This window comes from Bombilactobacillus folatiphilus, from assembly GCF_023380265.1.
GTDB classification, from domain to species: Bacteria; Bacillota; Bacilli; order Lactobacillales; family Lactobacillaceae; genus Bombilactobacillus; species Bombilactobacillus folatiphilus.
In genome coordinates this window covers 1,507,004-1,525,954 of record NZ_CP093366.1, presented here as the reverse complement: position 1 = coordinate 1,525,954, position 18,951 = coordinate 1,507,004, and the positions used below count along the sequence as shown (strand labels likewise).

Sequence of the window (18,951 nt, the reverse complement as noted above, 5' to 3'; positions counted from 1 at the left end):
TAAGAAGAACGCAAGTGTGGTGGCGATAGCGGGGAGGAAACACCTGTAAACATGCCGAACACAGAAGTTAAGCTTCTCAGCGCCGAAAGTAGTTGGTGGGAAACTACCTGCGAGGATAGGTCGTTGCCACGCATCTTTTGGGAATCACCATTATATAATGATGATTCTTTTTTTGTATGTTGTTTTTAAATTATTCATCAATAGTAATTGGTGGTATTAAAGAACCAGAAATTTGTACAACACCCATCGTAGGTTGGAGGGCGGTGATCCAATTTATGTTCCATGAGCTTTTAATTCAAATCATTTTAAGTTTTTTAGGCACGATTGGCTATGCTGTATTTATCAATATTCATTGGAGTGCTCTTTGATATAGTGGTATGTTTGGAGCCATTGGTGGGTGGTTTATTGGATATTGAGTAAATTCTTGGCGACTGAGTCTGTTCTAAGTTTTAAACTATCATTATAAATTTTGCTATGAGTTTTTGCTTTGCACGGTGGAAAAATGCAGATCAGTTTGTTTAAATTCCAGCACTGGTTCCATTAGTTCCGGGAGATATTGCTATGATGAGGTACATGATTGCACAAGTCTTAATTGACCTTGCATTTCAACGTCATTCGTGATAATTTTTAATTGTGCGATGAGTCGAGTGATTACATGTGTAATCTCTCTGGGAACGTTGATTGTGTTTTGCACAATAGCCAATGGATATGGTGACGGTTTATTGCTAGATGTGAACTAGTTAATAAATATTATCGAAGGGTAATATCCCAGATAACTATTTTAATAGTTATCCAAAAGCGGTGTTTAGTTAGTCAATTGACTACTAAATACCGCTTTTAATTTTGAGTAGATTTATCGTCCATTAAGTTGGGATCATTTTTAAGTAATAAGTCTCTAATCAATTTTGTGACTTCTGAATTTGCTAATAAACTAGAATGGTTACTTTCATTACCAGTAACGGTGGTTTGTGTATACTTTTTAACATTTTTCTGGAAAATATATTTTCCAGCTTCAACACTTTGGTAAGGTACAATTCCATCATCTTGATAATTTGTACTTCCAGCAATGGAATAAACTAATAAATTGTTAGGTAACTTGTTCCTGTTTTGATGAAGTTGATGAAAAATGGTTGTGGGATTATTAGGTGTGGACTCTAGTGAGTTATAAGGAGTTCCAATGGTAATCAAGTTATTGATGGAAAGAGAATTAGCACTAAAATATTTTTCTAGATACAACGTCCAAATCAAACCACCATTGGAATGTCCCACAGCTGAAAAATGGTTAAAGTTATAATTTTTGGTGAGATATTTCATGGCAATATTCAACCAACGTGTTTGTTTTTGGATATTTCGATAACCATCTTGATTGTTTTCAAAGGCGATGACAATGAAAGGTTGTTTGTCGCGAGGGGCAATAGTGCCAGTTTTTTGAAGTTTTCCTTTGGTAGTGACAGTAATTTTTAGAATACTGTGTTTGGTTTTGGGACGATTCAAAGTTTGAAAGAGGTCGTCAAAACGATTTTGAGTGGCAGAACTGCCAGGAATAAAAATAATTGGTGCCAAACGTGAATTGTGAAAAGTTTTTTCATAATGAACTGAATGTTGCATAGTGTAAAAAGCAGGAATAATGGTTAGCAGAAACCACAAAAGGATGAGTTTAATCCAAAATTTGTTTTTCATGGCGAACCTCGTACTTAATGAAAGGTAAATAAATCAATGTCGAACTAATGATTGCCAAAAGAGTGGCTACAAATGCCCCCCAATGACCGTTAGTTCCTAAAAAATTCAGTAAAAAGCTGGGGGTACCTGCAAAAATTTGGTAAACTGCAGGAGGTGTCCAATGCATAGTGATAAAAATAAAGCCAATCAACATACTTATGATAGGACTTAAAATAAAAGGAACCAGCAAAATAGGATTAAGCAGAATGGGTAGTTTAAAAAAGAGTGGCGCGTTTAAACCAAACATGCTAGGAATTAAATTTTCTAAAACAACTTGATGCTGTTTGCAGATCAATAGGGCAAAAATCAGGCCAAGTGTACAACCAACGCCGCCTAAAAATGCATAACTACTGTAAAGAGAATGTGTGTTAATTGGATAGGGTAAATTATTGAGATTTTTGTGGGATAATGCAGAACTTAGATTATCTACTGCACTCGGTGAGGTAATAGCTTGAGATTTGGCGTTAAAGGGGTTAATTAAGCCTAACCAAGTACCTAAACATCTTAAAATATTTAATGGGATTAAAGCTAAAGGTTGAATACGCTGGGCATTAGTAGAAATACCAGGGATGTTGTTGAACCAATTTAGTTGATTGATCCAGTTGAATAGATAACCTAATCCCAAAGAAGTAAAGATTTGCAGCGATGAATACGGAATTTTATTGATAATTAACGCGGTAACGAGGCCAATGACAATGACTAGGAGCAAGGGCTGTTGATGAAAAGTGAAAGTGACGTCATGAGTAAAACTAGTTATAATAATTATTAAAATAGCGCAAAAATTACTAACTTGTTTCTTTGTGTTACTAAATTTGTTGGCAATATTATAACCTAAAAAAAGTAAAATACAGCTTTCTAAAATAGTATGCATGTTAATAAACCAGGGTAAATATTGTTTTAAGTTTGGCAAGTGCAGAATGCTTGTTAAAAAACCGTGCGGCATAATAATGCTATCAATGATTACATGCAAATAAGCATCAAATAAAACAAAGGGATAAATAGGCCAGAGTACGTGTTGCCAACGAGATAATAATTGCTTTGGACGAAAATCAAACATGTACTAAACCTCCATGTGGATAATTTTAGCAGAGCAGCAACTTTTTTGATGAAAAAACACACATTAAGGGGAAAATTATGAAAAATGCACAACGTCGTTGGTTATTAATTATGAATGTTATTTTTAATTTGGTAATGGGATTCATTCTACCGGTTAATACAATCTTTATTACAAAGTACTTACACGAATCCATGGTAACCGCTGGCTTTGTCCTAATGATTTATTCTTTAATGATGATGATCGGTAATGTTTTGGGAGGATATCTGTTTGACCACTTTTCTCATCAAGCAACTCTTAATAGTGGTTATTTAATTGCAGCACTAGCCTTTTTATTGTTAGCACGCTGGCATTCTTGGCCAATTTATGCAGTGTTATTGATCTTGGCTGGTCTGGGCATGGGCATCGCCTCTACGGCGGTGAATTCTTATACGGCACTGGTCGCTCAGCAAAGTTTACAGTCACAGCAAATTTTTAACATTATGTATTTAGCGGCCAATGTAGGGATTGCTGTTGGTTCGATGCTGGTAAGTGTAATTTTTCAATATAGCATTTTTTTGACTTTCTTTTTACCTGCAGTATGTTTTTTGTTATGTTTATGGATTGTTTTTGCGAAAGGAACAGCATTAGATGGTTGTTTTCAGAATCAAAATGATATCCAATCAAATTTTCAAGTAAACCTGAGCAAATCCGCAACCTTAAAGTCTACAGCACTGCAAATTAATTTGGTATTAATTTGTGTGGCCATTTTTATTGTGTGGCTAGGATACTGTCAGTGGGACAGTAATCTATCAATTTATATGCTAAACCAACACTTGTCAATGCATCAATATAGTTTGTTGTTTAGTGTGAATGCAGCATCTTTAATTATTATTCAGCCGTTGATGAATCGTTTGACGGAACATTTTTTAAAATCAATTAAATGGCAAATTGTATTAGGCATTTTTATTATGGGATCATCCTTTTTGTGGTTGCCGGATGCACGGTTATACGGTCGTTATGTGGTTAGTATGTTAATTTTGACTATTGGTGAATCAATTACTTTTCCAACAATTCCATCATTGCTAAATCAATTTTCGAATGAAAATAATCGCGGTCGGTATCAAAGTTTTTACGTGGTTTTTAGTTCGTTAGGACGTGCTATTGGACCTTACGTCGGTAGTTTAATTGTTGCGGAGTTTTCATTCAACATATTATTTTACTTAACTGTCGGTGGCTTCTTGTTAGTTGCCGTGGGAGTTATGTTTGTTCGAGAGGTTAGGTCAATATAAATAACAAATAGAAATTGATTTTTTCCGTGTTAGACGTGTTAGAAATGACGTCCCCAAATTTCCATACTGAGTGGTTGCATTTTAGGGGGGATTTGTGCAACATCTGGAAGATGCCCCCAATGCTGGAATTGATTTTTGGCGAAGAGTTTTTGACTAGCGTTATTAGTGCTAAAAATAATTGCAAGAACAGTAGTGATTTGACATTGTAGTAATTTTGAAAAAACAAAATCCAAAGTTTGTTGCCCGAAACCTTGATGTTGAAAATCCTGATCAAAATAAATACTAATTTCACTTGTTGCTTGATATGCTGGGCGACCATAAAAATCGGATAAACTGACCCAACCAATCACGGATTGTTGTTCATTTAAAATCACCCACAAAGGACGTAATGGATTTAGATTGTGTTCTTGGAACCAAGCTTGTCGTTGCTCTATTTTTAATGGGATAAAGTCGGCAGTGATGGTTTTAGTAATCACACTTTGATTGTAAATTTTGACAATGTTATGTAGATCGGTTTGCTGTGCTAAACGAAAAGTGATTTTCAAAAATTTGCTCCATTTTTAGTAAGATTTAATAGCGTTTATTATAAGTGTTTGATGTCAAAAATGGTAGTAAATTAAATTGATTGGCAAAAACATTCCTAATCCAAATTAAATAAAAATCTCATTTACTTTTAATTCAAATGATAGTAGACTGTGCATAAACATTGAAGAAAAGAGTTGGAAAATATGAAATGGAAGCAAGGAACAATCAGTGGTGTACTCGCAATAGTTGCAACATTAAGCTTAGTGGGCTGTAGTTCAAAAAAACAAGCGCAAGTTCCGAATCATGAAGTACGGATTATGTCCAAAGATTTAATTTCAACTATGGATTCGTCTTTGATGACGGATATTTTGAGTGCACAGTCAGCACAAAATACAATGGACGGATTATATCGATATAGCGGACGCAAAATCGAACCAGCTGTGGCGACTCGCGTGGTTTCACCGACAAATAATGGCTTAACATACACTTTTCCATTACGAAAAAATGCTAAATGGAGTAATGGTGACCCCGTGGTGGCGAATGATTTTGTATACGCTTGGAAGCGGACGGTCAATCCTAAAACCAAGTCCCAGTATGCTTATATATATGAAGGTATAGCCAATGCAAAGTCCATTACTGCCGGTAAAAAACCAGTTAATTCTTTAGGAGTGAAAGCACTGAACGCCCATACGTTGCAAGTGACTTTGGAAAAGCCCATTCCTTATTTTAATCAGTTGATGACGGGCTCACAATTTTATCCACAAAATCCGCGAACAGTTAAAAAATGGGGCAAAAAATATGGTACGAGTTCGAAGGCATTAGTTTTCAATGGACCTTACAAGTTAGTTAACTGGAGTAATTCTGATAATACTTGGAAAGAAGTTAAAAATGATCAGTATTGGGATGCTAAAAATGTTAAAGTTCATGCTTTGAAATATCAAGTGGTGAAAGATGCATCTACAGCGCTTAATTTATATCAATCTAATAAATTAGATCGTGCCGAATTAACTGGTGATACTTCCAAACAAATGAAAGGTTCCAAAGGTTATAGTGTACAAAAACAAAATTCCACATATTATTTGGAAATGAATCAAAAGAGATTGCCGATGTTTAAAAATCAGAAATTGCGTCAGGCTTTATCATATGCGATTGACCGTCAACAGTTAGCCAAAAAAGTTTTAGGCAATGGAACCTCGGCGGCAACTTCGGCTACGGCTGCAGATATGTCGTATGATCCTAATAATAAGAATAAAGATTTTGTGGGTGAAACAAGTCAAACAGGTAAAGAATATACACAGTTTAATTTAAAGAAGGCCAAAGCTTTGTGGAAGCAAGGTTTAGCCGAAACGGGTCAAACTGGTAAAAAGATGAATTTAACATTATTGAGTGATGATGCTGATATTGATAAGCAACGTAGTGAGTTTTTGCAAAGTTCCTTACAAAAGTTACCTGGTCTAAAAATTACGTTAAACAATGTTCCTTATAAAAGTCGAATCAGTCGTTCTCAAAGCGGTGATTTTGATTTAGTAGCGACAGCTTGGAATGCAGATTTTCCGGATCCGATTAACTTTTTGACATTATTCATGTCGGATAATAGTTACAACAATGGAAAATGGTCCAATTCACAGTATGATGATTTGGTAAATAAAAGTATGAACGAGGATGCTAATAATCCAACGGCGCGTTGGAATGACATGAAAGCTGCGCAAAACATTTTGAATGAACAGCAAGGGGTTGTACCTTTGTATCAAAATGGGCAAGCATTCATGACCAAAGCGCGCGTGAAAAATATGGATTACACACCATCTAATATGTATAATATGGTTTCCGTTCGGTTGAAGAAGTAATTTGATTGTCTTTTATCTTTGAATTGGAAATATGAAAAATCAATCAGTTGAATGCTAACTGGTCGATTTTTTTGTTGAATACCACCAATCAAACTAAAAAAGAGCCACCCTAGACCCTGTCAAGCCCTTTTTTTCTAAAATGTGTCCTTTTTTTGATACAGTTATACAACAACTTTTATCATTGTGTCTTTTTTGCGACATTTTCTGTTTTCTTGTAGTGGTTCTCATTACGCTTCTTCGGTATTATTACTCTTGTCAGATGAAGTGGCTTCACTGCCCTCTGATATTAATTGTAGGACTTCGTAACTGCTAGGCCTCTTAGGAGGCAGTTACTATGAAATTCTTTTTAAGTCTTTTGAGTGTTTTAGCGATAAACACTTCCCTATTTTTTAGCCAATGTGGCAACTATTCCCCTAGTGTCGCTGACAGCTTAAGTACTGAAACTGGTCGTGCTGTTCACCCCATATCATTTAATAAACAACAGCACCCCATTAAGGTTACTTCTCAATTATCCGATATTCCCCATACCGGTAGTAATCGGCAGAATAACCAACCAGATACTACAGATCAAGTAAATCAAAGTTCTCCCCAGAACAATGAATCATCAAGTCCGGCACAGGCAGCTCCCCCAAATAATGCTCCTGCGCCACAATCTTTCAGCTCAATGGATACTTCAAACGCTATTGGCTTTGAAAACACTCTTTTCCCTATTGGAACTTTCCACGGCAATGGATCAGTTCCTGGAGATGGTCACATCTATCGTTGGGCAGATGCACCGGTTGATAATTGGTTTTTACTAGAACGTTCAACACCGCAAGCAAATAAGGTCTGGAAGTTACAAATAGGTTCTACAATTTATGCACAAAATAAAGCTTATCATGTTTATGCCATTTATAATGGTGTCAGTCATAGTGATCCTAAACCATTGGAAAGTTTAAAAGCAAATGGTGGATTGTTGATTCAAACGTGTGAACAAGCTTGTTATAATTCTCCCTTAACATTTGTATTAGCTAAATAAAGAAAGTATCAAGCAGGTAAGCTAAGTTAGCTTATCTGTTTTTTAATTGGTATAGAACACTTCTTTAGTATAAGTCTTTATTCGAAAAACACACTGTCTTTTTTTACTGAACTCTTTAAATAAATGAACCGATATAAAATTTTATGTAAAAAAAAGATACTACTATGATCAGATCAACCAAAGTTCTCCCCAGAACAATGAATCTTTATATAGAAGCATCTTTATTATTTATATAATAAATACGTAAACTCCGGAATAAAACTCTACGGCAATAGAATAATCATCCATCAACATTCAGTATAATTACAAGATTGATAACTGACTTTTATTAAAACGTACAACACCGCAAGCAAACGGGCCTAAGTTTCATAGAAGTACAACAATCATTGCACATTTATTAGTATAACACGTGTAGGATATTATTCAACGGTCAAATGGCTATCTAGCAGTTTGTGATTTTTATAAAAACGATTACAATACTTTTGCGACATTAGCTCAAGCTTTTTCAAAATTTTAAATTAACTATCAATTTTTTTAAATACAAATAGAAAAAAAGGCAAGAAAAAAGAGAGACTGATTTCAGTCCTCTTCTTTTTTACTTGGCAAAAATATAAGAATTTTCAATTTTATGATTACCAATTGTTTGAACTTGGATAATTAAACCACCGTTATCTTCTTGAATATTAGTTAGTTGGCCGGTGTGAACGCTTTTATTCTGAACAATATTATAGATATGATAACTCTTTTGTTTAACAATGATTGTACTATTCATTTGAAGATTTTGAACGATATCTGCTTGCGATGTTGTACGCTCTAGTAAAAACCAATTATCAGTTGGGGCGTTTTGCCACTGGTAAATTTTACCAACTGGAAGATTGTCGTTGCCGCGACAATTCTCCAATTTAAAAATTGTTTGATTAATTAAGACTTCATCTTTTGAATAACTACTAGCATGATCGGGATCAGTAATAGTGACACTGGCCTGTGAAGTTCCAGTGGAACCATTAGCCTGATTAACAACTGCTTGGGGAGTTGGTTCGTCAGTTGTCTGCTTGATTGTCTTAGTAGCTTGTTCTCGATGATTGACATTAATTTCAGATTTAGGTTGAAAATTATCTTCTTGAGCTCTCGTTTGACTATTAGATTGACTAACGGGAACCCAAAGATTCATTGAAAGTGCAATAATTATTGCAAAAAAAGTTCTACGTTTCATGTTTAGACCTCCTATTATGTGAGGTTCAAAATCATGAATAATCGCAATCATTATTAACAATATATTCAAATCATCATACTTGGTGGTTTGAATAATTTAATATTATCAAATACTTTATAATGAACAACAACAACGACTGTGAAAATGTTGCAAAAAAGACACAGTTCAATTTATTGTTGGATAACTGTTGCAAAAATGGGCCGCTTTATTTTTAAATATCTTTTGACTGTTTTTCGAATAAAGACTTATACTAAAGAAGTGTTCTATACCAATTAAAAAACAGATAAGCTAACTTAGCTTACCTGCTTGATACTTTCTTTATTTAGCTAATACAAATGTTAAGGGAGAATTATAACAAGCTTGTTCACACGTTTGAATCAACAATCCACCATTTGCTTTTAAACTTTCCAATGGTTTAGGATCACTATGACTGACACCATTATAAATGGCATAAACATGATAAGCTTTATTTTGTGCATAAATTGTAGAACCTATTTGTAACTTCCAGACCTTATTTGCTTGCGGTGTTGAACGTTCTAGTAAAAACCAATTATCAACCGGTGCATCTGCCCAACGATAGATGTGACCATCTCCAGGAACTGATCCATTGCCGTGGAAAGTTCCAATAGGGAAAAGAGTGTTTTCAAAGCCAATAGCGTTTGAAGTATCCATTGAGCTGAAAGATTGTGGCGCAGGAGCATTATTTGGGGGAGCTGCCTGTGCCGGACTTGATGATTCATTGTTCTGGGGAGAACTTTGATTTACTTGATCTGTAGTATCTGGTTGGTTATTCTGCCGATTACTACCGGTATGGGGAATATCGGATAATTGAGAAGTAACCTTAATGGGGTGCTGTTGTTTATTAAATGATATGGGGTGAACAGCACGACCAGTTTCAGTACTTAAGCTGTCAGCGACACTAGGGGAATAGTTGCCACATTGGCTAAAAAATAGGGAAGTGTTTATCGCTAAAACACTCAAAAGACTTAAAAAGAATTTCATAGTAACTGCCTCCTAAGAGGCCTAGCAGTTACGAAGTCCTACAATTAATATCAGAGGGCAGTGAAGCCACTTCATCTGACAAGAGTAATAATACCGAAGAAGCGTAATGAGAACCACTACAAGAAAACAGAAAATGTCGCAAAAAAGACACAATGATAAAAGTTGTTGTATAACTGTATCAAAAAAAGGACACATTTTAGAAAAAAAGGGCTTGACAGGGTCTAGGGTGGCTCTTTTTTAGTTTGATTGGTGGTATTCAACATAACAACCGGTTGACATAAATGCATAAAATATCTATAATAATTTTTGGAAACGTTTTACAATGTATATTAATCGGTTGTCATATTTAAATATAAAAAGGAGAGTGTCATTAAAGTATGCGTAATCTCAAAAAGATGTTGAAGAATCAATCATACTTGCAAAATTCATTTACATTATTACTGTTTTTTGCTTCATGGGGCGTTTGGTGGTCAATTTTTCAACTTTGGTTGACCTCAAAAGAAAACGGTTTAGGCTTATCTGGAGGTGCCGTGGGAACGATTTATTCTGCGGATTCTTTTGTGACTTTGTGCTTAATGTTCATTTATGGAACGTTGCAGGACAAACTAGTTATTAAACGTTACTTATTAATTTTTTGTGCTATTTTAGATACATTAATCGGTCCATTTTTTGTTTGGATTTATGCACCTTTGTTGCATAGTAATTTTGTTTTAGGCATGATTTTGGGAGCGCTTTTCTTATCAGCTGGTTTCTTATCTGCTTCAGGAATATTTGAAGCTGTCACAGAAAAAATGAGTCGTCGCTTTGATTTTGAATACGGTCAAGCTCGATCTTGGGGCTCTTTTGGTTATGCGTTAGTTGCATTGTTGGCCGGTTATTTGTCAGTCATTGATCCGCGCATTAACTTCTGGTGTGCTTCTGGTTTTGGCTTGATCTTACTGTTAAATTTGCTTTTATGGGTACCAAAAGTAGAAAAGCAAGCTGATAAAAAATTGGCTTTGGCCGGAGAAAGCAGCGATACCCCATCTTTACGTGATATGTTGGGTTTATTGAAGCTAAAATCATTATGGGTTATTATCATTTTTATTATGTTTTCGTATACTTTTTATACAGTGTTTGATCAACAAATGTTTCCTTCCTTTTATACTAGTTTATTTGCTAACCGTGATGTGGGCCAACAAATGTACGGTACGTTGAATTCGGTACAAGTTTTCTGTGAAGCGTTGATGATGAGCTTGGTGCCAATTTTGATGCGAAAAGTTGGAGTACGTAATGCGCTATTGATGGGTGTGATAGTGATGTTTGTGCGAATTGGAGCCTGTGGCTTATTCCATAGTCCCATTGCTATTTCCTGTGTCAAAATGTTGCACTCCATTGAGGTGCCGTTATTCTCATTACCGATTTTTAGATATTTCACTTTGCATTTTGACACCAAGTTGTCCGCAACTTTATATATGATAGGATTTCAAGTGGCAGCCCAAATCGGTCAATTCATCTTATCAACACCATTAGGAATGTTGCGTGATAAATTGGGATATAGTCCAACATTTTTAGTAATATCAGGAATTGTGTTGATTTCGGGAATTTATGCTTTTGTAATTTTGAAAAAAGATGATCAAGATGTAGAAGGCGATCCATTCGTCAGATCGTAATTAAGAAAAAGAGGTTTAATTAATGACAAATCAAGTAACTAATGCACGCTATCGTTTAGGCTATCATGTCGCTGCGCCAAGTGGCTGGATCAATGATCCGAATGGCTTTTGTTATTTTAAGGGTTACTATCACTTATTCTATCAATATTATCCAGAAGCGCCTGAATGGGGACCGATGCACTGGGGACATGTGCGCAGTCGAGATTTGGTGCATTGGCAAACTTTGCCAACGGCGCTGGTTCCAGGGGATCGAGAAGATCGAAATGGCTGCTTTTCTGGTAGTGCAATCGTCAAAGATGATACTTTGTATTTGATTTATACGGGTAACAATTATTATGATGCTAGCGATCCAAATCGTTATTGGCAAAATCAGAATTTGGCTTATAGCCAAGATGGAATTCATTTTACGAAGTATGAGCATAATCCGATTATTGCTACACCACCAGATGATAGTACGCAAGAATTCCGTGATCCTAAAGTTTGGGAACATGATGGTCAATATTATTTGATTGCTGGTAATCAAACTAAGGATCACTTGGGACGTGTATTGTTGTATCAATCTGAAGATTTGAAAAAGTGGAATTATTTGGGACCGTTAACGCAGGCTCAGCAAGCAGAGTTAGAAGGTTATATGTGGGAATGTCCGGATCTGTTTCGAGTTAATGGCCAAGATATTTTGATGACATCACCGCAAGGGATTGAGGCGCAAGCACAAAAATATCTAAATCTGCATCAAAGTGTATATTTCCCAGGTCAATTAAATTATCAAAAGGCAAAGTTTGAGCAAGATGGATTGGCGGAATTGGATTTGGGACATGACTTTTATGCTCCTCAAACCATGTTGGCACCAGATGGACGCAGAATTCTGATTGGTTGGATGGACATGTGGGAAAGTGACATGCCAGAACAGAAAGACGGTTGGGCTGGAGCATTGACTTTGCCGCGGGAATTGACTTGGCAAGCAGGGCAACTGTATATGCAACCTATTCAAGAAACACAACAGTTGCGGCAAGAAATATTGCTTCAGAAAGATTACTCTGTAAAAGATGCCACTGTGCTTTGCGAAAATGAAGCCACAACGGAACTTCAATTAAAACTAGATTTAATGCAATTCAAAGATGGTCAGTTCCACTTGCAATTTGTTGATGAACAAACTAACGCGCAGACTGTTTTGACATATCAAGCAGATCAGCAGCAGTTGACAGTACAACGTTCGGATCGCCCAACGGACCGTTTTGCGCGAGTTAAAGACTCTGATCAATTACAGTTACAAATTTTTGTTGATCGCAGTTCGCTAGAAATTTTCGTCAATCAAGGTGAAGTGGTCTTTAGTGAACGCTATTATTTTGAAACAGCACCTAAAATTTTAGCCAGCAGCAGTACAGATACTAGTCTTCAAGTCCAAATCTATCGTTTAGACAATCAAGCAATTAGTTTTTAAATTCAGTTTCGCTTCCCAATTATTATATAATAAAAGCAAAAACGGGAGCGATCAGGGTGCCAAAGCTTGAAGATGTAGCAAAATTAGCGCAAGTTTCCAAAACGACGGTGTCACGAGTCTTGAATCGACGCGGATATTTGAGTCAAGCGACGATTGAGAAAGTTTACTGGGCGATGGAGCAATTGGATTATCATCCGAATGTGGTTGCGCGGCAGTTATATAACAATAAGACGAACTTAATCGGTATCTTGTTACCGACAGTGGCTGATCCATTTTTTGGTGAATTGAGTTTTGAGTTGGAGCGCCAACTTTATGAACAAGGCTTTAAAGTGTTGATTGGGAATTCCATGAATGATCCGCAAAAAGAGGCCAATTATCTGGATCAGTTGTTGATTAAGCAAGTTGATGGTCTGATTGTGGGAACGCATAATCAGGGTTTGAAACAATATCATAGACAGCAACTGCCCGTGGTAGCGATTGATCGAATTGTTAACGAAGATATTCCCGTGATTGCGTCTGATAATTATCGTGGTGGCTGGTTGGCAACTGAATATCTGGTGCAACAAGGTGTTACACATATTATTCATACCAATGGTCCGCATGATTTGGCAACACCCGCAAAACAACGGCGGACAGCTTATGAAGAAGTAATGCAGAAGGCTAATCTAACGCCCGTTACGTATGAGTTGGACTTTAATATTTCGCCTACTCAAAAGCAACAAATCTTTCGCCGAATTTTTGTGGAACATCCTAAAGTGGAGGCTATTTTTGCATCGAATGATACTGATGCAATCTTAATTCAGCAAGTGGCTGGTGAGCTGGGGCGAAAGGTACCGGCTGACTTGTTATTAGTTGGTTATGACGGAACGAAGATGATTCGTAACTTGGATCCGCAATTAACCACGGTGGTACAGCCAATTGAGAAAATGGCGCAATTAGCGGTTAAAATCTTGCAACAACGCTTGCATAAGCAAGCAACAGAAACACAATATTTATTGCCAGTGAAGTTGCATCAGGGACAAACTGGGAGCAAATTAAAAACTCGTGATTGATTTAAAATCACGAGTTTTTGGTGCGTTAAGTAAAACGGACTAATGCTTCTTGGACGCCGTCGTGATCACAATCAGCCACGATGTATTGTGCTTGAGCTTTGACAGTCGGCAAGGCATTAGCCGTGGCAACCCCGATGCCAGCAGCGTTAATCATGGGCAAATCATTTTCGCCGTCACCGATGGCTAAGGTTTGATCAGGAGTACAATTGAGTTTCTGCATAATAAATTCCATACCTTTTAATTTAGACACATCTTGGGCAGCAATTTCTAAGTATGTGGCTTTGGAACGGTTAAAGTTCAAGGGCAAATGAGCTTGTGTTAGATATTGACTTAATTGATTAATGGTATCTGGTTCACCCATGCACAGAATTTTGTAGAAAGTATGGTCAGCTAACTGTTGGTCCAAATCGGGAATCACTTGAGCGGTGGTTTGTGTCAAATTTTCCTCGTTTTGAACCCAAAAATCGCGTTTTGACACCAACCAATGCCGTTCAGTAAAGAAGTTGACGGCTAAATTCAGATGATGCGAAGTCAGTAGCGTTAGTAAACCTTGGATACTGGTCAAAGGAAGCTGGTACTTGGCAATCGCTTGAAAACTGTTGAGGCGCTTTTGAATGATTAAGGAACCATTTAAGCAAATCGCTAAAGTATTTTGCGGCAATTGATTCATAAAGGGAATGGTGGCTTGAGGAGGACGGGCAGTCGCAAGGACGAAAGTTCCGTGCTGACTGTAATTGATAATCGCCTGTTGGACCTTAGATGGTAGTTCGTTTTGAGCATTAATTAAGGTACCATCAATATCACTTAAAACTAGTTTAATCGTCAAGATTATGTTCCTCCGTTGATGTAGTGTACAGTTGCAAAAATAATTGCTTTTTGGTTGGACTGAAACCTAAGATAGTTTGTTCGAAGTTATCCAGTGAACCATAAACTGTTGTCAGGGCAATTTGAATGGCTGTGACGCACGATTTGTCAGCGGGCGTAAAATTCATGGCCTGAATAGTTCGATCGTTAGGATTATTCAAATAACTTAAATCAACAGCATGCGTGTACATCAAGTTTGTTAACAAGTAATCTTGGGTAATGTAATCCACAGGAACGTGCAAGACCAACAATAACAAAATGGCTAGAATGCCGGTGCGATCTTTACCAGCTGAACAATGGAAAACAACTGATTCGTTTGGTTGTTGATTAGCTAACAATAATTGAAAAAAATTATGAAAAATTTGTTGGGAATGATGATCCAGTACAACTTTTTGATAAATACCTGCTAAACCGTCAAATTGCTGTTTGGCAGGTAAAGTCTGATATAATTTTTCGCCTATTGGTTGACTATCGACGTCATACAATTGTTGTTGATATAAGGTCAAAAAATCAACTTGTGGATCGGGCCAATTTTGGCGTTCGTAAGGGGAACGCAAGTCAAACGAATAGCGCAAACCATAGTTTTTTAAGTAGTTTAATTCTTCAGGTGTTAAAGCGCTTAAATAGCCAGCCCGTAGAATTTTGTGCCAGCGAAGATAATTCCCATCGCTAGTAGGATAGCCGCCAAGTTCGCGGAAGTTTTGTGTCTGGGCAAAATTAAAAATTCTTTGCATTGAGAAACCCTTTCAAAATTAATACAATAGAGTTACCGAAATTATCGTGAGGTGCAGATGTGGTCAAACTAACTTTGGTGATGCCGCTTTATAATGAAGCCCAACTTTTACGGCGCAGTTTGGATTCAATTGTGGCGCAGATTAACCAAGATTTTGAATTATTAATGATTAATGATGCTTCGACGGACCAAACAGTTCAGATTGCTCAAGAATATATTCAACAACATGCTAATTTTTATTTAGTGAGTCAGGAATTTAATCAGGGTATTTCGGCGGCCCGTAATCGCGGTATTCAAGAAGCGCGTGGACAATTAATCACTTTTATTGATGGTGACGACTGGTTGGAACCGCAATATACGGATTATTTTATTCAGAAGTTTACCCAGCAATCTATGGATTTAGTGACTTGTGGTTTTTTCAAGGAATCGGCTAAAAGTCAGACAACCATTGCACCCTTGAAACGTAGTGGTCCTTGCACAAGAGCTCATCTTTTAAAATTAATTACGCAACCGATTAATAATCCTGTGATGGGTTACACGTGGAACAAAGTTTACCGACTGGAATTGATTCGACAAAAGCAATTGTGGTTTGACTCGGATTTGCCCTTAATGGAGGACCAAGTGTTTGATGTGCAATATGTGAGTGCCGCGCAGCACTTTTATGTTGATTCAAGGCAATTGTATCATTACTGGCAGCATAACCAAAGTGTCACCCATACTTATAACTGGACAAATATTAAAAGTATTGGACGGGCGAATTATCGGATTTTAAAAACGATTACAAACCATTGATAAGAAAGTAGGAACTTTATTTAATGACCAATGTAGAAGATTATCTAAAACAAAATGTTTTTGGTACCCCGCAATTAAAACCGGATGAAAAACGAAAATTTTTGGGCAATTTTCAGGACCGGGTGGCTTTAGCTTTAACAATTGCCCAAATTCGTAATCCCCAGAATTTACAAATGGTAGAAAAAGTTATGCGTCAATATCCACAGTATCATCTATACTTGAGTGATCGTTTAAGCACAACTTATCGTAAACCACTTGTACAACTGGCCGTGAAATTGCAGTATTCTTTCACCATTATTGCCCAACAAAAAATGCGGACCAAGACACAACCCGTGACAGATCAAGAAATGGGTTTGGTGATTGCGGATGCCCAACAAGCAATTCACAAGCCACTACTTATTTGAATAAATAACGGACGACCAATTCGCGAGTGACGCGGAATAATGGATAAAAAATGACAACAATGATGAGACTCACAATTAGTTGAGGCTGTGTGAAGAGATTAATTAATTCGAATGGTTTGCCCCAGAAAATAAAAATTAATAGATTAGTCAGAAATAAGATAATAAAAATGCTTAAACTACCTCGATTTAGAGGGCGAGCAATGGTCCATAAAGCAGCAAAACTAATGAGACTGATGGCCCAAACGGCTAACGTAGAAATCTGACTATAATTAAAGTTCAACCATTGACCACTGCCAACGATAACCATGATGACTAAAGTAATATCTAGCGCAGCGGGCAGAGCGACTTGGAGGACATTTTTGTAAAAACGACCTTCTGGCGGCCGAAAATCTGGTTGTAATGCTAAAAAGAAGGTAGGAATACCCACAGTCAGCGCATTAACAGGTGTCATTTGCGCAGGATGGAATGGATAACCCGAACGTAAGCAAATGAAAATGACGGTTAACAGAGCAGAATACATGGTTTTAATCAGGTATAAGGCGGCAACTCGTTCAATATTATTAATCACGCGCCGACCTTCATTTAAAACATAAATCAACGAATCAAAATTTTGGTTCAGAAGTACAAAATCGGCAGCGCTTTCGGCAGCATCACTATTACCAGCAATCGCAACTCCACAATCGGATTGCCGCATGGCTAGCACATCATTGACACCATCACCAGTCATAGCCACTTGGTGTCCTTTTTGTTGCAAAGCTTGAATCAATTTTTGCTTTTGTTCGGGTAAAGTTCGACCAAAAATGTTATATGTCTGAGCAATATGTGCATAGGTGTCTAAATTAGCTTGGGGATTCACCGTGGACATATCAATGGCTTTGATTTGCTCAGCTAGTTGAATTTGGGTAGCAATATTTTTAACCGTGCTGGGGTCATCGCCCGAAATCACTTTGAGATTGAGACCTTGATTGTGCAAATACTTAAATGTTGAATCTGCGGTCGGGCGGATCTCGTCTTGAATTAATAAATAGCCTAGTAATTCAGGTTGATCAATCTGATCTGTAATTAAAGATGCAGATTGGACCACCGCCAAAACGCGTAAACCTTGCTGGGCATATTGTTGGGCGACTTGAATTTGTTTAGTGTCTTGTAAAATAAAATTAGGAGCACCCATCGCAAATGACTGCTGATTTTGAAAATTGACCGCGGACCATTTGCGTTCTGAGGAAAAAGCAACGATACTTTGGACTTCAGGAAGCTGACTGGCAGGTTCTTGAGCTGCCAAGATGGCTTGCGCTGTTTCGTTATTTTCATTAGTGGCTTGAATGATATTTTGGCAGATTGTTAATAACTTAGGCTTTGATAATTGAATACTGATAATATCTGCCAATTTTAAATTGCCCGTAGTAATTGTGCCAGTTTTATCTAGACATAGTGTATCCACACGCGCTAAGGCTTCTAAAGCAGTCATGGATTTAACTAACACTTGTTTGCGGCTGAGATGTACTGCACCAACGGCTAGCGCAACAGAAGTCAACAGAACTAAGCCTTGCGGAATCATGCCGATAATGGAAGCAGAAGTGCCCAAAATAGCGGTCGATGTGTTATGAGTGTGCTGAAAGCTAGCCCAAAATAAGAGCACACTCAAAGGAATAATGGTCAATGTGACGATTTTGATGATTTGATTAATAATGTTGAGTAGTTTGGAAACGTTGTGTTGTTGATTTTTGGCGGAACTTGCTAACCGATTCGCAAAACTATGATCTCCGACAGCCGTTAATTCGATTAAAGCTTGGCCACTGATAATGAGGCTACCGGATAGTACTTGTTCGCCCGTTGCTTTTAATACGGCAGCAGATTCGCCCGTCAGATTTGATTCATCAACTTCTAAATGTGAGGTTTGGCGGACGGTTCCATCTGCCGGTACTTGATTGCCACGTTGCAAGATGATGAGATCATGTAAAACTAATTCTTCTTGAAAGATTTCTTGTTGCTGACCGTCACGTAAAACTAGCACCTTTTGGCGATTCAGCAGGGTTAAACGGTCAAGCTGTTTTTTGGCGTGAATTTCTTGATATGTACCGATTAAAAAGTTAGTAATCACGGGACCTAAGAAAAAAAGGTTAGAATAACTGCCTGTGGTAAAAATTAGGATGGCAATAACTAAATTGATCAAATTAAATAAAGTACAGAGATTTTTTGATATAATTTTAAATATTGACGTTGAACTATTTTGCGCAACTTGGTTTAAATTGCCACGATCGGATTGGTCTTGAACTTGCGCATGTGTTAAACCGGTATTAACGTCTATTGGTCGCATAAATTTACCTCGGTGTCAAATTTACTGTTATTTTAATCTTATTTTAT

The 18,951-nt window shown here is 37.1% G+C and carries 16 protein-coding genes and 1 rRNA gene; 9 read left to right on the top strand and 8 right to left on the bottom strand.

Annotation, left to right across the window (positions count from 1 at the left end):
• The first annotated feature begins 15 nt into the window (after window positions 1-15).
• Window positions 16-132: ribosomal RNA gene (gene rrf, locus MOO45_RS07575) — 5S ribosomal RNA — on the top strand.
• 705 nt (window positions 133-837) lie between these two features.
• Here rrf and MOO45_RS07570 read toward each other — a convergent pair.
• On the bottom strand, window positions 838-1,680 hold the full coding sequence (locus MOO45_RS07570) for an alpha/beta hydrolase (RefSeq protein WP_249514308.1): 843 nt from the start codon (window positions 1,678-1,680) through the stop codon (window positions 838-840).
• The gene (locus MOO45_RS07565) at window positions 1,658-2,776 is read right to left on the bottom strand and encodes a hypothetical protein (RefSeq protein ID WP_249514307.1); all 1,119 of its coding nucleotides are present in this window, start codon (window positions 2,774-2,776) and stop codon (window positions 1,658-1,660) included. The genes MOO45_RS07570 and MOO45_RS07565 overlap by 23 nt, the downstream gene beginning before the upstream one ends.
• A 77-nt stretch (window positions 2,777-2,853) precedes the next feature.
• Here MOO45_RS07565 and MOO45_RS07560 point away from each other — a divergent pair, with 77 nt between their 5' ends.
• Window positions 2,854-4,044 carry an MFS transporter gene (locus tag MOO45_RS07560; protein WP_249514306.1) on the top strand — a complete coding sequence of 397 codons (1,191 nt, stop codon included), beginning with the start codon at window positions 2,854-2,856 and terminating at the stop codon, window positions 4,042-4,044.
• Window positions 4,045-4,082: 38 nt separating this feature from the next.
• Here the strand turns inward: MOO45_RS07560 and MOO45_RS07555 are convergent, their stop codons facing one another.
• On the bottom strand, window positions 4,083-4,589 hold the full coding sequence (locus MOO45_RS07555) for a GNAT family N-acetyltransferase (protein WP_249514305.1): 507 nt from the start codon (window positions 4,587-4,589) through the stop codon (window positions 4,083-4,085).
• Window positions 4,590-4,772: 183 nt separating this feature from the next.
• Between MOO45_RS07555 and MOO45_RS07550 the strand changes: the two genes are divergently transcribed.
• On the top strand, window positions 4,773-6,416 hold the full coding sequence (locus MOO45_RS07550) for a peptide ABC transporter substrate-binding protein (protein WP_249514304.1): 1,644 nt from the start codon (window positions 4,773-4,775) through the stop codon (window positions 6,414-6,416).
• Window positions 6,417-6,750: 334 nt separating this feature from the next.
• The gene (locus MOO45_RS07545; protein ID WP_249514302.1) at window positions 6,751-7,434 is read left to right on the top strand and encodes a hypothetical protein; all 684 of its coding nucleotides are present in this window, start codon (window positions 6,751-6,753) and stop codon (window positions 7,432-7,434) included.
• A gap of 595 nt (window positions 7,435-8,029) precedes the next feature.
• Here the strand turns inward: MOO45_RS07545 and MOO45_RS07540 are convergent.
• Both MOO45_RS07540 and MOO45_RS07535 read right to left on the bottom strand, forming a co-directional pair.
• Entirely contained in the window at window positions 8,030-8,647 is a 618-nt protein-coding gene (locus tag MOO45_RS07540; protein ID WP_249514303.1) for a hypothetical protein, read from the bottom strand.
• A 318-nt stretch (window positions 8,648-8,965) separates the two neighbouring features.
• A complete protein-coding gene (locus MOO45_RS07535; RefSeq protein WP_249514302.1) occupies window positions 8,966-9,649 on the bottom strand; it encodes a hypothetical protein in 684 nt (227 codons plus the stop codon).
• A 377-nt stretch (window positions 9,650-10,026) separates the two neighbouring features.
• On the opposite strand from MOO45_RS07535, the gene MOO45_RS07530 reads away from it, so the two are divergent.
• From MOO45_RS07530 to MOO45_RS07520, 3 genes are read left to right on the top strand one after another with little or no spacing between them, the layout of a single operon-like run.
• Complete coding sequence (locus tag MOO45_RS07530) at window positions 10,027-11,301, top strand: MFS transporter (protein ID WP_249514301.1); 1,275 nt, start codon at window positions 10,027-10,029, stop codon at window positions 11,299-11,301.
• 22 nt (window positions 11,302-11,323) lie between these two features.
• A complete protein-coding gene (locus tag MOO45_RS07525; protein WP_249514300.1) occupies window positions 11,324-12,742 on the top strand; it encodes a glycoside hydrolase family 32 protein in 1,419 nt (472 codons plus the stop codon).
• Between the two features lie 56 nt (window positions 12,743-12,798).
• A complete protein-coding gene (locus tag MOO45_RS07520; RefSeq protein WP_249514298.1) occupies window positions 12,799-13,794 on the top strand; it encodes a LacI family DNA-binding transcriptional regulator in 996 nt (331 codons plus the stop codon).
• Between the two features lie 25 nt (window positions 13,795-13,819).
• Here the strand turns inward: MOO45_RS07520 and MOO45_RS07515 are convergent, their stop codons facing one another.
• Together MOO45_RS07515 and MOO45_RS07510 are read right to left on the bottom strand one after the other, a co-directional pair.
• The gene (locus tag MOO45_RS07515) at window positions 13,820-14,620 is read right to left on the bottom strand and encodes a Cof-type HAD-IIB family hydrolase (protein ID WP_317619032.1); all 801 of its coding nucleotides are present in this window, start codon (window positions 14,618-14,620) and stop codon (window positions 13,820-13,822) included.
• A complete protein-coding gene (locus MOO45_RS07510; protein ID WP_249514297.1) occupies window positions 14,610-15,392 on the bottom strand; it encodes a tyrosine-protein phosphatase in 783 nt (260 codons plus the stop codon). Before MOO45_RS07510 ends, MOO45_RS07515 begins: the two co-directional genes overlap by 11 nt.
• A 59-nt stretch (window positions 15,393-15,451) precedes the next feature.
• On the opposite strand from MOO45_RS07510, the gene MOO45_RS07505 reads away from it, so the two are divergent.
• Together MOO45_RS07505 and MOO45_RS07500 are read left to right on the top strand one after the other, a co-directional pair.
• Complete coding sequence (locus MOO45_RS07505; RefSeq protein ID WP_249514296.1) at window positions 15,452-16,183, top strand: glycosyltransferase family 2 protein; 732 nt, start codon at window positions 15,452-15,454, stop codon at window positions 16,181-16,183.
• 23 nt (window positions 16,184-16,206) lie between these two features.
• The gene (locus MOO45_RS07500) at window positions 16,207-16,587 is read left to right on the top strand and encodes a DUF1694 domain-containing protein (RefSeq protein WP_249514295.1); all 381 of its coding nucleotides are present in this window, start codon (window positions 16,207-16,209) and stop codon (window positions 16,585-16,587) included.
• Here the strand turns inward: MOO45_RS07500 and MOO45_RS07495 are convergent.
• A complete protein-coding gene (locus tag MOO45_RS07495) occupies window positions 16,580-18,904 on the bottom strand; it encodes an HAD-IC family P-type ATPase (RefSeq protein ID WP_249514293.1) in 2,325 nt (774 codons plus the stop codon). The genes MOO45_RS07500 and MOO45_RS07495 overlap by 8 nt on opposite strands.
• Window positions 18,905-18,951: the final 47 nt, after the last annotated feature.

What these genes read in the sequence shown, in the direction of transcription:
- MOO45_RS07535 (WP_249514302.1), bottom strand. Translation starts at nt 9,649, where the DNA reads ATGAAATTCTTTTTAAGTCTTTTGAGTGTTTTAGCGATAAACACTTCC.
- MOO45_RS07500 (WP_249514295.1), top strand. Translation starts at nt 16,207, where the DNA reads ATGACCAATGTAGAAGATTATCTAAAACAAAATGTTTTTGGTACCCCG.
- MOO45_RS07545 (WP_249514302.1), top strand. Translation starts at nt 6,751, where the DNA reads ATGAAATTCTTTTTAAGTCTTTTGAGTGTTTTAGCGATAAACACTTCC.
- MOO45_RS07560 (WP_249514306.1), top strand. Translation starts at nt 2,854, where the DNA reads ATGAAAAATGCACAACGTCGTTGGTTATTAATTATGAATGTTATTTTT.
- MOO45_RS07565 (WP_249514307.1), bottom strand. Translation starts at nt 2,776, where the DNA reads ATGTTTGATTTTCGTCCAAAGCAATTATTATCTCGTTGGCAACACGTA.
- MOO45_RS07530 (WP_249514301.1), top strand. Translation starts at nt 10,027, where the DNA reads ATGCGTAATCTCAAAAAGATGTTGAAGAATCAATCATACTTGCAAAAT.
- MOO45_RS07540 (WP_249514303.1), bottom strand. Translation starts at nt 8,647, where the DNA reads ATGAAACGTAGAACTTTTTTTGCAATAATTATTGCACTTTCAATGAAT.
- MOO45_RS07495 (WP_249514293.1), bottom strand. Translation starts at nt 18,904, where the DNA reads ATGCGACCAATAGACGTTAATACCGGTTTAACACATGCGCAAGTTCAA.
- MOO45_RS07570 (WP_249514308.1), bottom strand. Translation starts at nt 1,680, where the DNA reads ATGAAAAACAAATTTTGGATTAAACTCATCCTTTTGTGGTTTCTGCTA.
- MOO45_RS07510 (WP_249514297.1), bottom strand. Translation starts at nt 15,392, where the DNA reads ATGCAAAGAATTTTTAATTTTGCCCAGACACAAAACTTCCGCGAACTT.
- MOO45_RS07550 (WP_249514304.1), top strand. Translation starts at nt 4,773, where the DNA reads ATGAAATGGAAGCAAGGAACAATCAGTGGTGTACTCGCAATAGTTGCA.
- MOO45_RS07525 (WP_249514300.1), top strand. Translation starts at nt 11,324, where the DNA reads ATGACAAATCAAGTAACTAATGCACGCTATCGTTTAGGCTATCATGTC.